Source organism: Paractinoplanes rishiriensis (genome assembly GCF_016862375.1).
GTDB classification, from domain to species: Bacteria; Actinomycetota; Actinomycetes; order Mycobacteriales; family Micromonosporaceae; genus Actinoplanes; species Actinoplanes rishiriensis.
In genome coordinates this window covers 37,646-51,626 of the sequence record NZ_BOMV01000048.1, presented here as the reverse complement: position 1 = coordinate 51,626, position 13,981 = coordinate 37,646, and the positions used below count along the sequence as shown (strand labels likewise).

The window sequence follows — 13,981 nt, the reverse complement described above, 5'->3', positions numbered from 1 at the left end:
ATGGGCATCGGGCCGCGCTCGACCAAACCGACCGGGGCAGCACCGCTACGGGAGCTGGGGATCTAGGCGGGGCGGGGGCCCTTGGTCAGGTCGAGGATGCAGATGGGGTTGTGGAAAGGGTCGGTCAGGGCGGCGCACCAACCCACCGGGATTTCGAACGGAGGGCGGGAAATCGGGCGGCCGGCCTCGAGCCAGGATTGGACTGTGGCGCGGACGTCGTCCACCAGGTAGTGGACGGACCACTCGGGCGGCAGGTCCATGGTGTGCAGGACCACCTCGGCGTCCGTTTCGGGTAGGCCCATGCCCAGCGACGTCTCGTCTCGCCACAACACCCGCAAGCCCAAGGCATCGGCGTAGAAAGCGGCGCCCGCGGTCAGGTCGTCCACTCGCACCAGGACGCAGTCGATCTTCTTCAGCAACGCGGGCCTCCCAACAGGCCGGGCCGGAAGGGGGGAACGGCCCGGTGTTGCAGCTGGCCGGCCGTGCGCCACGGTTCGCGGCAGATGCGGTTGTTGCAGCCGATATCGCGTACCTTCAAAGGTTTTATCGCTTTTTAATCAAGCCGTCTCTCCGGACGAAAATTACTCTGCGTTCTAATGCGTCGCCATTGGGGCCCAGGACATAACCGTCTATCCATATCCAACCGGTATAAGTCAGGCGGGGGTCTACCCGGATCACGCGGAAGGTCAGCGCTCGGTCGCCCTGGAACTGGACGCTGGCCGCGCCGCCTACGAGGAGAACGTCGCCAGGCTGCGGCAACGCCTCAGTCATCCGCGTGCCTCCCCACATCGTCGGGTACGTGCGCGACTACGGACGGGATTACGTTACACAAATTGTGTAATGGCTTATAGCCGTAAGGTGACGGTCCACAATGATCGGAGCGCACCGGAACGGAGGGTCATGAGCAACCCCTACGTCGTCGCCGGGTCGGGCGATGCGTGGTCGGCCGAGGCTGCGGCAGCAGGGCGGCGGGGCACTCAGCGACTTCTCGACGTTTCCGTCATTTCACCCCATGAGGGGGTACGGGCGGCGCTGAGCACTCCGGATGACGGGCAGGTGGTGTGCCGCAGCCGGCTCATGCTGCTCGACGGCGTGCCGGTGGAGATCGCCGACTCCTTCTATCCGGCGGAGGTGGCCGTCGGCTCGCCGCTCGCGTCGCCGGGGAAGATCAAGGGCGGGGCAGTGGCGGCGCTGGCCGAACTGGGACACGCGGCGGCCGAGATTGCCGAAACGGTCACGGCCCGTTTACCGGATAAATCCGAGATGGACCTGCTGGAGATCGCCAGCGACGAGCCGCTGCTGGTACTCAGCCGGATCAGCTTCGACGCGGCGGGAAGGGCCGTCGAGTACGCGGTCAACCGCATGATCGCCAGCCGCACCAAGCCCCTCGCCTACCGGATGCGGGTGAGCCGGTGACCGTGCCCGACGACGGCCTGCGCTCCCGGCAACGGCAGCTCGCCGGCGACCTGCGCGCCCTCATCCTCTCCGGCGACCTCGCCCCCGGCCAGCGCCTGCCCAGCACCGCCGAGCTGCGCGAACGCTACGGCGTGAACAACATGACGGTGACCCGCGCGGTGGCCCTGCTCAAGGCGGAAGGTCTGGTCGAGGGCCACCGCGGCAAGTCCGTCCTGGTCACCGGGCGGCGACCGGCGACGATCCGGGCGGCGCACCAGCCGCCGGTCCGGACCCGCACCACCCGCCTGCTCGAGGTCGGCGAGACGCCGGCACCCGCGCAGGTGGCAGATGCTTTCGCGATCGCGCCGAACGACCCGGTCCTGGTCCGCTACCAGCTCGCCCTCGCCGACGACGAGGACGACGAACCCGCCGAACTCGTCTGGAACTACTACCCCACCGACCTGGCCCGCGGCACCCGGCTGGCCGAGCCGCACCTGCTGCCCGGTGGCTCCCCCGCGGTCCTGGCCGCGCTCGGCCACCCGGTGCAGCACGCCGTCGACCACGTCTCGGTACGCCCGGCGACGGTGGCCGAGTTCGTCGCGCTGGCGCTGCCGGGCGACGTCCCGGTGCTGCGGCAGTTCCGGGTGGCCTACTCCGAGGAGCGCGCGGTGGAGGCGACCGTGATGATCAAGTCGGGTCAGCGGTTCGAGATCCGCTACGAGGTGCCGCTGACCGACGAGAATGAACGACCGTGACAGCTGACGTGCCCGGCGGCCGGATCCACGCAACCGACCCCTTCGCCACCCCCGACCACCAGAGGTCCCCGGTCCGCCGGCTGCGCGGGCGCCTCGCCGCGCCGGTCACGCTGTGGACCGCGCCCGGGCCGGCCGGGCTGACCGTCTCGTCGATGCTGGTGGCGGACGGCGAGCCGGGCCGGGTGCTCGGGCTGATCGACGAGGAGAGCGACTTCTGGGATGCGGCCGAGCGCGCCGGGCGGTTCGCGGTGGCCCCGCTCGGGCCCGCCGACCAGCAGTTGGCCGACCGGTTCGCCGGGTTGCTGCCGGCGCCGGGTGGTCTGTTCGCCGCCGGCGAGTGGCAGGGTTCCGAGTACGGTCCGGTGCCGTCGACGGCCGGCACCTGGGCCGGCTGCCGGCTGGAATCGTCCCGGCCGTGCGGCTGGGCGCTGCTGGTCGAGGCCGTGATCGAGGTGGTCGAGCCGGGACCGCCGGTGCCTCCGCTGATCCACTACCGGGGTCGATACGGCGAGCTGAGCGGCTGACGGCCGACCCACTCGGCGCAGGTGGACGGCCACTCGGCGCAGGGGTTGACCGCCATCCTGCAAGTGGTCACAGACCTTCGTACGTTCCGGGAAAGTCAGCCTCCACGAAGGTGGTGAAAACCCGGTGACGACAGAAGTACCTTCCTCGTCCTCCACGGAGAAATACCGGGCCGTACAGCAATCCGAGGATTTCCAGCGGCTCCGCCGCCAACTGCGCAACTTCATCTTCCCGATGACGGTCGCGTTCTTCCTCTGGTACCTGCTCTACGTCCTTCTTTCCGCATACGCCCGCGATTTCATGAGCATCAAGGTCGTCGGCAACGTCAACATCGCCCTGATCTTCGGGCTGTTGCAGTTCGTCTCGACCTTCCTCATCGCGTGGTACTACTCGCGCTTTGCCGCCCGCAAGATCGACCCGCAGGCGGACGCCATCGTGGCGAAATTCGACCGTGACGGTGACGCCGAGTCCGGGAGCGCCGAGTGATGCAGAGCCACTTCAACCTCGCCGCCGAGGCCTCGACCTCCACGTCCCGCGGGCTGACCATCACGCTGTTCCTGGTCTTCGTAGCGGTCACCCTGGGCATCACGGTCTGGGCCAGCCGGCAGACCAAGACCGCCACCGACTTCTACGCCGGTGGCCGGCAGTTCTCCGGCTTCCAGAACGGCATGGCGATCGGCGGCGACTACATGTCGGCGGCCTCCTTCCTGGGCATCGCCGGCCTGATCGCGCTGTACGGCTACGACGGCTTCCTCTACTCCATCGGCTTCCTGGTGGCGTGGCTGGTGGCACTGCTGCTGGTGGCAGAGTTCCTGCGCAACTCGGGCCGGTACACGATGGCCGACGTGCTGGCCTTCCGGATGCGCCAGCGGCCGGTGCGTACCGCCGCCAGCGTCTCCACCATCGTGGTGTCGATCTTCTATCTGATCGCCCAGATGGTCGGCGCCGGCGCGCTGGTCTCGCTGCTGCTCGGCATCAAGCCCGGCACCACGTTCCTGGGCATGGACGCCGACACCGCCAAGGTCGCCACCATCATCCTGGTCGGCGCCCTGATGATCATCTACGTGACGGTCGGCGGCATGAAGGGCACCACATACGTCCAGATCGTCAAGGCGTTCATGCTGATGGGCGGCGCCCTGATCATGACGCTGCTGGTGTTCGCGCACTACAAGTTCAACCTGTCGAACCTGCTCGGGGACGCCGCCGAACAGTCCGGCAAGGGGTCCGCGTTCCTCGAACCGGGTCTGCGCTACGGCGTGGAGACGGCCGGCGACGCCGCCAAGACCTTCTACAGCAAGATGGACCTGCTCTCGCTCGGCATCGCGCTGGTGCTCGGCACGGCGGGTCTGCCGCACATCCTGACCCGGTTCTACACCGTGCCGACCAGCCGGATCGCGCGCAAGAGCGTGCTCTGGGCGATCGGCATCATCGGCACGTTCTACCTGTTCACCCTGGCCCTGGGCTTCGGCGCGGCGGCCCTGGTGGGCGGCGCGAACATCACCGCGCAGGACAAGGCGGGCAACACCGCGGCACCCCAGCTGGCCCAGGCGCTCGGCATCGACTACCTCGGTGGCGAGACCGGCGGCGCGATCATGCTGGCGGTCATCGCGGCGGTCGCGTTCGCCACGATCCTCGCCGTGGTGGCCGGCCTGACGCTGGCGTCGTCGTCGAGCGTGGCGCACGACTTCTACGCCAATGTCATCCGGCGCGGCCAGGCGTCCGAGCGGGACGAGGTCAGGGTCGCCCGGATCTCCGCCCTGGTGATCGGCGCGGTCGCGATCGCGTTGTCGATCTTCGCGCAGAGCCTGAACGTGGCGTTCCTGGTGGCGCTGGCGTTCGCGGTGGCCGCCTCGGGCAACCTGCCGGCCATCCTGTACAGCCTGTTCTGGAGGAAGTTCAACACCTCCGGCGCGGTCTGGGCCATCTACGGCGGCCTCGGCTCGGCGGTCTTCCTGGTGTTCTTCTCGCCGGTCGTCTCGGGCTCGGCCACGGCCATGTTCCCGGACCAGGACTGGCACTTCTTCCCGCTCTCCAACCCGGGCATCATCTCGATCCCGCTGGGCTTCCTGTTCGGCTGGATCGGCACGAAGCTCTCGAAGGAGGAGGACGTGGACAAGTACGCGGAGCTCGAGGTCCGGTCGCTGACCGGGCACGGCGCGCACTGATCCACCCCCGGGGGGCCCGCCGTGGCCCCCCGGGATACTCTCCCCTGTTTGTGCCGAACGGGTGTCGGAGCCCCGGCGGCAGGGGAAGTCGTACGTAACCTTGGTTGCATGTCTGCGACCACCTCCCCGCACGGACGTTCCTCCGGACGAGCCTCCGTCCCGTCACCCGGCGCGAACCGGCGCGAGGACTGGTCACCCCCGCAGGGGCCGGGTAAGCCCTACCGCAGCAAGCCCCGCCCGCGCTGGGGCCGGATCGCCCTGCTGGCCGGACTCGCCGTGCTGATCATCGCGGTCATCGCCGGCATCTCGCTGTACGGCTACGCCAGTAACCTCGACGACGACCTGAAGCGGACCAACGCGTTCGCCGGCCTCACCGGCGACCGGCCGGTCAAGCCGGTCGAGGGCGCGATGAACATCCTGCTGGTCGGCAGCGACTCCCGGGACCCGGATGCCAAGGCCGACGAGGCCGGCGCCTGGCGCGCCGACACGCTGATCCTGATGCACGTGCCGGCCGACCATAAGTCCGCGCAGCTCATCTCGATCCCGCGGGACCTGTGGGTGGTCGTTCCCAAGAGCAACAGCGCCGCCTGCAGCGACGGCAGCCGCGCCAAGATCAATGCGTCGTTCGCCTTCGGCGGGCTGCCGCGGGCCGTGCACACCGTCGAGTGCCTCACCGACGTCAAGGTCGATCACGTCATGGCGATCGACTTCGGTGGCTTCAAGGAGGTCACCGACGCGCTCGGCGGCGTCGACCTCAAGGTGGACCAGTCGATCACCTCGATCCACAAGCCCTACCGCAAGTTCACCAAGGGCATGATGCACATGAACGGCGAGCAGGCCCTCGACTGGGTGCGCCAGCGCTACCAGTTCCCCCGCGGCGACTTCGCCCGCATGCAGCACCAGCAGGAGTTCCTCAAGGCCCTGATGGACAAGGCGGCGAGCAGCGGCACGATCGGCAACCCCGGCAAGCTCAACGACTTCCTCAAGGCGGTCACCGCGGCCGTGACCGTGGACGAGACCTTCTCGCTCACCGATATGGCAGTCGAATTCCGCAACGTCCGGGGCGAAAATCTCACCTTCATCACCAGCCCCAACAAGGGCAGTCAGACCATCTCCGGCCAGTCCGTGGTGGTGTCCGACCGGGAGAAGGCACTGGGCCTCTACCAGGCCGTGGCACAGGACAAGATGACCGAATGGATGTCGGCGAACCCGAAGAAGTAGCGCACCCCTTAGTCTGAGTGCCGTGTTCGGACCCCAAGTGCCCAGCGTGACCGCCGACGAGGTGGCCACCGACGCCTACCTGATCGACGTGCGCGAGCCCGACGAGTGGGCGGCCGGTCACGCCCCCGGCGCGCACCACCTGCCGATGATGGAGATCCCGGCCCGGATGTCCGAGGTGCCGACCGACCGGGAGGTCGTGGTGGTGTGCCGCTCCGGCGGCCGCTCCGGCCAGGTCGTGGCCTACCTGATGGGCAACGGCTGGGACAACGTGCACAACCTGGACGGCGGCATGCAGTCCTGGCAGGCCGTCGGCCGCGACGTGGTCAGCGAGAACGGCCAGCCGGCCCAGGTGCTGTGAGCGACTACCGGCCCCTGGTCTTCGCCCACCGCGGCGGAGCCGACGCGCTTCCCGAGCACACCCTCGGGGCCTACCTGCGCGCCATCGAGGAGGGTGCGGACGGGCTCGAATGCGACGTCCGGCTCACCCGCGACGGCCATCTGGTGTGCGTGCACGACCGCCGGCTCAACCGCACCAGCAACGGCCGCGGCCTGGTCAGCAACAAGACCCTGGCCGAACTGGACGCACTGAACTTCGGCTCGTGGCACCCCGGCTATCCGGCCGACGAGGAACTGCCCCACCTGAGCCGGCTGCTCACCCTGGACCGGCTGCTGGAGGCGCTGCGGGGGTGCGGCCGGCCGGTCCGGTTACTCATCGAGACCAAACACCCATCACGGTACGGCGCGGAGGTCGAGCGCCGGCTGGTCGGACTGTTACGGCGGCACGGCCTCACCGAGGGCCGGCCGGACGCACCGGTGTCCGTCACCGTGATGTCGTTCGCGGCACTGGCACTGCGGCGGGTACGTGCCCTGGCGCCGGCCATCCCGACCGTCTACCTGCTCGAGATCCTGCCACCCGGGGTCGGCCGGGGCCGGCTGCCGTTCGGCGCGCGGATCGCCGGGCCGGGCGTCGGCCTGGTGAAGGCACGTCCCGGGCTGGTGCCGGCGATCAAGGCGGCCGGCCATCAGGCGTACGTCTGGACCGTCAACGAGCCGGACGACCTCGACATCGTGCTGGAACACCAGGTGGACGGGGTGATCACCGACCGGCCCCGATTCGTGCTCGAGCGGCTGGCCGAGATGTGAGGTCCGACACGGTACGGTGAATCCCCCCAAGATCCGTGGCGACCCATCTGCCCAAAATCGAGGAAGCGAGGCACACTCGCAGACATGCCGGAGCGACCCGACTACGCCGCGCTGACCCGGGGTCAGATCGCGGTCCTCGACCGGATCAACGCCGGCGAGACGGGCCTGCCAGTGGTGCAGCGAATGGTCCGGCTCGCTCAGGACGTGCTGGGCGGGCGCGGCGCCGGCTTCGTCGAATACCTGCCCGGCCACGGCCGGATCATCGCGGCCACCGGTGCCTGCGCCGGCGCGATCGGCCGCCGGGTCGACCGGGCCGACTCCCGGCTCCGCGGCGGCCGCACCCTGCTGGTCCCGCTCAACTCGCTGAACGACGAGTTCGCCCGGCAGATCGAGGGCGGCGACCTGCACCGCATGCTGGGCGCCCGGTGCGAGGTGGGCGACACCATCGTGGGGTCGCTGCACGTGTACTTCGGCGAGGACGACGAGGAGCCGGGCACCGAGCACCACGCCGTGCTCGAACTGCTCGCCACCCACCTGGGCCGGCTCTATGCGGTGCAGCCCGACCTGCCCGTGGCCGGCGACGCCGACCAGGCCCGCCGCCAGGAAAATCGCGACCTGTGGGTGGCGGTGACCAGCCATGAGCTGCGCACCCCGGTCACCGTCATCAAGGGATACGCGGACACCCTCAAGAACCACTGGGACTCGCTCGGCGACGAGGGCCGCCAGGAGGCGGTCCGGGTGATCGGCGCGCGGGCCGGTGAGCTGGCCCGGCTGCTCGACCGGCTGCTCTCGGCCACCAGCGAGGACGGCGAGATCGGCGGCGGGCCGGCCGGTCCGTTCGACCTGCCCGAGACGCTGCGCAGCGCCGTCGACGAGCTGCCCGCCGACCTGCGGCGCCGGATCGTGCTGCACGACGTGCCGGCCGAGCTGCCCAAGGCGTACGGCGAACGCGACTCGATCGCCACCATCGTCACCGAGCTGGTGACGAACGCCGAAAAGTACTCTCCGCCGGACACCCCGATCGAACTGTGCGCCGCGCTCGACGGTGACACGCTGCGGTTCCGGGTCACCGACCGGGGCATCGGCATCCAGCCCGAGCACGTCGAGCACGCGTTCGAGCGGTACTGGCAGGCCGGGTCCGCCGACCGCCGCCGGCACCCGGGCGCCGGCCTCGGCCTCTACCTGGTGCGCCGGCTGGTCGAACGGCAGAACGGCTGGGTGTCACTGCGCCCCCGGGCTGGCGGCGGCACCACGGCCGAGGTCCGGCTGCCACGCGCCTGAGGCTTCTCCTGAGCGAGCCGGACGCGACACGCGAACGTTCACCGCCTAGGCTGTCTCGCCGTGAGCAAGCGTCGCAACCAACGCCAAACCGCACCGAAACGCGAGAAGGTGCGCGACATCTTCGTGGCCCGGCCGTTCGAGGGCCTCGCCGACGAGCCCGAGTGGATCGCGCTGCGCGAGCTGGTCCCGGCCGCCTCGGCGCCGCTGACCCTCAAGCCCGAGGTCGTCGAGGAGTACGGCGACCGCCCGGTCACCCTCTCGACCGTGCTGCCGATGGCGTGGCCGGCGATGACCCGCTCGGACGGCCGGGTCTTCATCGGCCTGCAGCGGCACGTCCAGTCCGGCGACGTGTCCCGCGACCTCACGGTGGCGATCCTGGCCGCGCTGCGCACCGAGCCAGGCGACACCGTGTCGGTGCCGGCCCTGCCCGGCGAGGGCCCGCGCCTGCAGGACATCCTGGTCGACGGCCCGCTCGAGGTCACCATGCACGAGGGCTTCGAGTACTGGCTGGACGCCGAGCAGGCCGAGGACCCGAACGTGAAGGCCTCGCTGGAGCGCGCGAACGCCTCGATCTACCCGACCGTGCGGCTGGCAGCGGCCCGGGCCGCGTACTGGTGCCGGGTGGCGCCGGAGAAGGGCCATGTGCGCTGGGTGCTGCCCGAGGGTGAGGACCAGGCGCTGGACGCGCTGGCCCGGCTCTCCGCGTCGGGTGACCTGCTGCTCGGCGAGAACACCAAGTTCGCGGGCATGTTCCGGGCGCATGGCCTGCTGGTGCCGGTATGGGACATCCCGGGCGAACCGGAGGCCGCCGACTGGGAGGCTCCGCTGGCCGACTTCGCCAAGCGGTACGCCGAGGTCCTGTCCGAGTCCGGCCCGCTGGACGCCGACGCCCGGCGCGCCAAGCAGGGCCTCATCGGCCGGCAGCTCACCCTGCGTTAATCGATGGAACTCACGGAGCGGTTCGAGGCGGCCGAGCTGGACCGCTCCGTGTGGGTCCCCTGGTACCTCCCGCACTGGAGTTCCCGGGCGGCGTCCGCGGCGTCGTACCGGGTCGGCGGCGGCGAACTCGTCCTGAGCATCCCGCCCGGCCAGCCGCTGTGGGCCGAGGGCATCCACGAGTCGCCGCTGCGGGTGTCCGGCATCCAGAGCGCGAACTTCTCCGGCCCGGTCGGCAGCACGGTCGGCGGCCAGCCGTTCCTGGCCGGCCAGCAGGTGCGCGAGGAGCAGGGCGAGTTCTGGGGCTGCACGCCGACCTACGGCCACATCGCGATCCGGGCACGCGGCGTGATCAGCCCGCGCTCGATGGTCGCGTTCTGGCTTTCCGGCATCGAGGACCGGCCCGAGCGGTCCGCCGAGATCTGCGTCATGGAGATCTTCGGCACCGCCCCGCATGGCGTCGGGATGGGGTTGCACCGGTTCCGCGATCCGCACCTCACCGAGGACTGGTCGGTGGTCGATCTGCCGATCGACGTCGCGGAGTTTCACACGTACGCGGTGGACTGGCGGCCCGGTTCGCTGGTTTTCTCGGTCGACGGCGACGCGGTTAAACGGGTCGGCCAGGCTCCCGATTACCCGGTCCAGCTGGAGATCGCGGTCTTCGACTTCCCGGACAAGGCGGACCTCGTCGACGGCCCGGTGCCGATCCCCTCGCTCGTCGTCTCGGACCTGACGGTGCGCCCCTACGGCTAGGCCAGCGGGTCGCGCCGGATCGGGCAGCTCATGCAGCGCGGGCCGCCGCGGCCGCTACCCAGTTCCGAGCCCCGGATCGGGACCACCTCGATGCCCGATCGCTCGAGCTGGGCGTTCGTCTCGACGTTGCGCTCGTACGCGACGCACAGGCGGGGCGCGATCGCCAGGGTGTTGTTGCCGTCGTCCCACTGCTCGCGCTCGGCGGTGACCGGGTCGAGGCCGGTCTCGATGGTGCGCAGCCGCTCGATGCCCATCGCCTCGGCGGCGGCCTCCAGGAACGGGCGCGGCGCCCGGGCCCGCGGCTCGCCGTCGGCATCGGCCATGACCGGGAACGCCCGCAGGGTGTCGGCCAGGTTCGGATACATCACCACGGCGTCGACGTCGACCATGGTGCAGACCGTGTCCAGGTGCATGGTGGCCCGCTCCTGCGCGATCGGCACCGCCAGGATGGTGTGCGCCAGGCCGGCCGCGAACACCCGCCGGGCCAGCCGCTCGGCGCCGGCCGGGGTGGTGCGCTCGCCGACCCCGATGGCCAGCACCCGCGGCGCCAGCACCAGCACGTCGCCGCCCTCGACGTGCTCGAGGCTCGGGTCGTAGAGCAACTCCCGGCTCACGAAGCGCGGATGGTGCCGGTAGATCGCCCGGGTCAGCGTGGTCTCCCGCCGCCGGGCCGGCATGGCCAGGCTGGTGACCGCGACCCGGTCCCGCACCCAGACCGACGAGTCCCGGGTGAACAGCAGGTTGGGCAGCGGGTCGATCACGAAATCCCGGGGGTCCATCAGCTCGTAGACCAGACCGCGGGCGCCGGGCTTGAGCTCCTCGTGGGCCAGGCCGGCGGTCAGCACCTCGGCGAGCCGGTCCGGGTCCTGGTCGGCCAGGTAGCGGCCGACCGCGTCGCGCAGGGTGTCACCCAGCCGGCGGTCGTCGAGCACGCCCGCGACCAGTTCGGCGCGGGCCGCCGGCACGGCGAGCGTCTCGGCCAGCAGGTCGCTGAGGTAGAGCACCTCGACGCCGCGCTCGGTGAGGGCCGCGGCGAACCCGTCGTGTTCCTCCTGCGCCCGGCCCACCCACGGGATGCCGTCGAACAGCAGCGAGTCGTTGTTGCGTGGGGTCAGCCGGGCCAGCTCGGCGCCGGGACGGTGGAGCAGGACCGTACGCAGCGGGCTCACTTCGCTGTCGACGTAGTGCTCCACCGGTACTCCTCGCATTCAAACGATGACGTTCTGACTAGATCATGGGACATCGGTGCACGGCAGCGAAGGTGAGGCTAACTTTGTCTTGAAGCTGCCGAAACCGGGGAGATCGAAGCCGACATGCACCATCCGCAAGAAGTAGTTGTGCGTGAATGCGGCATTCATCCCCACTCATTCCCCTTTCTTTCCCACCCGGTGACTTGCTTCCGTATGGGGTCGAGCACTTACGGTAGTGAAAAGAGAGCCCGAAGGACCTTTTGCCGGAGGTCGCAGTGACTGTCTTCCCAGCACGCTCTGCCCTGCCTGTGCCCCACAAGGGCCTACCGCACTTCGATCGTCACCCGTCCACCGCGCTGGAGGCGCCAACCCGTCAGTCTCCCGCCGAGTGGGCCCGCCGCCGCCGTGCCGAACGGGACGCCCGCCGTCTCGAAGCCGCCGGCGCACGCGCGCTCACGCGCCTCGACCGCCTCGGACCCAACTGGCACATCGTGGACTGGCCGCGCACCGACGCGCAGGGCTTCTACGAGCCCGACCTGGCCGACGACCGCGCCGGCTTCCTGGCCATCGGCCCCGGCGGCGTTTACGCCGTGACGGTCGCCGACCACGGCCGCTCCCGCGTCCTGATCGCCGGTGACGTCGTGCAGATCAACGGGAAGCGCCCACAGTACGTGTCCGAAGCGCGCCGCGAGGCCCGCCGGGCCAGCAAGGCCCTGACTGCCGCGGTCGGCCTGCGGGTCCCGGTGACCCCGGTGCTCACCTTCGTCGGCTCCGGCGTGATCAGCGTGCACGGTCTGCCCAAGGAGGTGCTGGTCGCGACCGACAAGGAGCTCGACCGGCTGCTCATCGCCGGCGGGGCCCGCATCTCGCCGTCCACCGCCAACAAGCTCTCGGCGGTTGCCAACCACCCCGCCACCTGGGCAAACGCGCCTTACCGCCCGGCCGGCGACTACCGTTGGCACCCCGACGGACAAACGCCCGCTGACAAGCGGACGGCACGCCGGTAACGTTCCTTGCGTGTAGTCGACGGGTTGACGCCGCGGCTGCCGTCCGGAACTCCGGGCCGGCCCGCGGCGCCCTCCCTCGACCCGAAGGAGCGAGGAGGACCGGGTGGCACACGTCGAGCTCTCCCTTTCGGGAGCGTTCGTGCCCCAGGCGCGGACACCGGCTGAGGCCGAGTTCGTCCCGAGTGTCGACCGCTGGACATCCACGGTGGCAGCGGCCGCCGAACCCTGCCTGGTGATCGACGGCTCGTCCGTGATCCTGGCCGTGTCGGTGTCCTGCAGCGAATTGTTCGGGCTGGGCAAGCCGATCGAGGCGATCGGTAAGACACTCGTCGACGCCATCCGCCTGATCGACTTCACCGCCACCGCGGGCGAACTTGACGACTCTGACGTGGACAAGATCCCGCCGCTACTGGCCATCCGCAGCGAGCGACTGGCCCGCGGCCTGCTGCGGGTGGTGCCGAGCCCGGGCGAGGGCCCGCTGACCGTGGACGCCATCGCCACCCCACTGCTCGACGGCACCCGGGTGGCCGGCTCGCTGACCTTCTTCTCGCCGGTCCGGTAACAGCGCGTGGTGTGGCGTTCGCCGCACCGCATTGGTGGGGCATCGACGGATCGGAAACCGTAGTCTGCCCTCATGCTCGATCTAGATCTGCTACCAGAGGAGTACGCGGTGTGCCGGCTGCCGGCCGGTTCGCCGATCCCGCCCTCGCTGGCGGCCGGTCCGGACGACAAGAGCGTCATCTCGCTGAGTTGGGCCCCGGACGAGCTGTCGATCATCTGCCCGGCCGACCGGGTGCCGGACGACGCGGTGGCCGACACCGCCTGGCGCTGCCTGCGCGTGGTGGGCCCGCTCGACCTGGCGCTCACCGGGGTGCTGGCCTCGCTGATCGGTCCGCTGGCCGACGCCCGGGTCAATATCGTCACATTCTCCACATACACCACGGATTACCTGCTCGTGCCGTCGGTGCGGCTGACCGAGGCGGTCGACACCCTGACCGCAGCCGGGCACCGTATCGCCTCCTGACCAGGTCCGCGCCTAACATGTCCGCGTGTCCCCCCGCACGCGACTCATCCCCCTCGGCGTGCTCGTGCTGCTGGCCGGCTGCGGCGAACCGCCCCGGCAGCTGCCCGAGTCTCCGCCCTACGTGACGCCCAGCGCCCCGCCGATCTCGCTGGCGCCGTCACTGCCGCTGGTCACCCAGCCGCTGCCGCCGCTGAACTCGAACCTGGGGACGTACCCGTCCTATCCGGTGCCGACCACCACGACGGCCACCACGGTCCCCGCCACGCCGACCCCGTCGCACGCGTCGCTCTGCCCGGGCCCGCCCACCAAGGCTCAGATCATCACGCTGATCCGGGGCAAACCGGGCATCCCGGACGCGCCACTCAAGGTGACCGACGGCCCGTACTGCTCCGGCGACTGGTCGTTCAGCCAGGTCGTCCTGTCCGACGAGACCGCCGACGAGGACGAGGCTCTGCTCGTGGTCAGCACCGGCAAGGGCGCGACGCTGGCGCTGGTGGAGGCCGGTTCGGAGGTGTGCACCCCACAGGTGGAGCGGGACGCGCCACCCGGCATCCGGGTCCTGGCCTGCGGCGCCTGACGCATAGACTGC

At 70.2% G+C, this 13,981-nt stretch carries 16 protein-coding genes and 1 pseudogene; 15 read left to right on the top strand and 2 right to left on the bottom strand.

Features of this window, described 5'->3' with window-relative positions:
• Positions 1–62: 62 nt before the first annotated feature.
• A complete protein-coding gene (locus tag Ari01nite_RS19975; RefSeq protein WP_203782786.1) occupies positions 63–419 on the bottom strand; it encodes a VOC family protein in 357 nt (118 codons plus the stop codon).
• Between the two features lie 481 nt (positions 420–900).
• Between Ari01nite_RS19975 and Ari01nite_RS19970 the strand changes: the two genes are divergently transcribed.
• The 11 genes and pseudogenes from Ari01nite_RS19970 to Ari01nite_RS19920 all read left to right on the top strand — a co-directional run bounded on the left by Ari01nite_RS19970 (position 901) and on the right by Ari01nite_RS19920 (position 10,171).
• Positions 901–1,416, top strand: coding sequence for a GntR family transcriptional regulator (locus Ari01nite_RS19970; RefSeq protein WP_203782785.1), 516 nt, complete (start codon positions 901–903; stop codon positions 1,414–1,416).
• Positions 1,413–2,150, top strand: coding sequence for a GntR family transcriptional regulator (locus Ari01nite_RS19965; RefSeq protein WP_203782784.1), 738 nt, complete (start codon positions 1,413–1,415; stop codon positions 2,148–2,150). Before Ari01nite_RS19970 ends, Ari01nite_RS19965 begins: the two co-directional genes overlap by 4 nt.
• A gap of 11 nt (positions 2,151–2,161) precedes the next feature.
• Positions 2,162–2,674: pseudogene (locus Ari01nite_RS19960) on the top strand (flavin reductase family protein); the annotation flags it as partial.
• Positions 2,675–2,798: 124 nt separating this feature from the next.
• Positions 2,799–3,158 (top strand): DUF485 domain-containing protein, encoded by a 360-nt coding sequence (locus Ari01nite_RS19955; RefSeq protein WP_203782782.1) that lies wholly within the window; start codon positions 2,799–2,801, stop codon positions 3,156–3,158.
• The gene (locus tag Ari01nite_RS19950) at positions 3,158–4,837 is read left to right on the top strand and encodes a monocarboxylic acid transporter (protein ID WP_203782781.1); all 1,680 of its coding nucleotides are present in this window, start codon (positions 3,158–3,160) and stop codon (positions 4,835–4,837) included. Before Ari01nite_RS19955 ends, Ari01nite_RS19950 begins: the two co-directional genes overlap by 1 nt.
• 108 nt (positions 4,838–4,945) lie before the next feature.
• Positions 4,946–6,058 carry an LCP family protein gene (locus Ari01nite_RS19945; RefSeq protein ID WP_203782780.1) on the top strand — a complete coding sequence of 371 codons (1,113 nt, stop codon included), beginning with the start codon at positions 4,946–4,948 and terminating at the stop codon, positions 6,056–6,058.
• 22 nt (positions 6,059–6,080) lie between these two features.
• Entirely contained in the window at positions 6,081–6,416 is a 336-nt protein-coding gene (locus Ari01nite_RS19940) for a rhodanese-like domain-containing protein (protein WP_203782779.1), read from the top strand.
• A complete protein-coding gene (locus Ari01nite_RS19935; RefSeq protein WP_203782778.1) occupies positions 6,413–7,201 on the top strand; it encodes a glycerophosphodiester phosphodiesterase in 789 nt (262 codons plus the stop codon). Before Ari01nite_RS19940 ends, Ari01nite_RS19935 begins: the two co-directional genes overlap by 4 nt.
• 84 nt (positions 7,202–7,285) lie before the next feature.
• The gene (locus tag Ari01nite_RS19930; RefSeq protein WP_203782777.1) at positions 7,286–8,482 is read left to right on the top strand and encodes a sensor histidine kinase; all 1,197 of its coding nucleotides are present in this window, start codon (positions 7,286–7,288) and stop codon (positions 8,480–8,482) included.
• 60 nt (positions 8,483–8,542) lie between these two features.
• Complete coding sequence (locus tag Ari01nite_RS19925; RefSeq protein ID WP_203782776.1) at positions 8,543–9,421, top strand: DUF5926 family protein; 879 nt, start codon at positions 8,543–8,545, stop codon at positions 9,419–9,421.
• A gap of 3 nt (positions 9,422–9,424) precedes the next feature.
• Positions 9,425–10,171 carry a glycoside hydrolase family 16 protein gene (locus Ari01nite_RS19920; protein ID WP_203782775.1) on the top strand — a complete coding sequence of 249 codons (747 nt, stop codon included), beginning with the start codon at positions 9,425–9,427 and terminating at the stop codon, positions 10,169–10,171.
• Here Ari01nite_RS19920 and Ari01nite_RS19915 read toward each other — a convergent pair.
• Positions 10,168–11,364, bottom strand: a complete 1,197-nt coding sequence (locus Ari01nite_RS19915; RefSeq protein WP_239162862.1) for an arginine deiminase — start codon at positions 11,362–11,364, stop codon at positions 10,168–10,170. The two genes, Ari01nite_RS19920 and Ari01nite_RS19915, sit on opposite strands and share 4 nt — an antisense overlap.
• 272 nt (positions 11,365–11,636) lie before the next feature.
• On the opposite strand from Ari01nite_RS19915, the gene Ari01nite_RS19910 reads away from it, so the two are divergent.
• The 4 genes from Ari01nite_RS19910 (at position 11,637) to Ari01nite_RS19895 (ending at position 13,969) form a co-directional block, all read left to right on the top strand.
• Entirely contained in the window at positions 11,637–12,368 is a 732-nt protein-coding gene (locus tag Ari01nite_RS19910; RefSeq protein WP_203782773.1) for a hypothetical protein, read from the top strand.
• Between the two features lie 103 nt (positions 12,369–12,471).
• Positions 12,472–12,930 carry a PAS domain-containing protein gene (locus Ari01nite_RS19905; RefSeq protein ID WP_203782772.1) on the top strand — a complete coding sequence of 153 codons (459 nt, stop codon included), beginning with the start codon at positions 12,472–12,474 and terminating at the stop codon, positions 12,928–12,930.
• A gap of 72 nt (positions 12,931–13,002) precedes the next feature.
• Positions 13,003–13,392, top strand: coding sequence for an ACT domain-containing protein (locus Ari01nite_RS19900; protein WP_203782771.1), 390 nt, complete (start codon positions 13,003–13,005; stop codon positions 13,390–13,392).
• 25 nt (positions 13,393–13,417) lie between these two features.
• Positions 13,418–13,969, top strand: coding sequence for a hypothetical protein (locus Ari01nite_RS19895; protein WP_203782770.1), 552 nt, complete (start codon positions 13,418–13,420; stop codon positions 13,967–13,969).
• Positions 13,970–13,981: the final 12 nt, after the last annotated feature.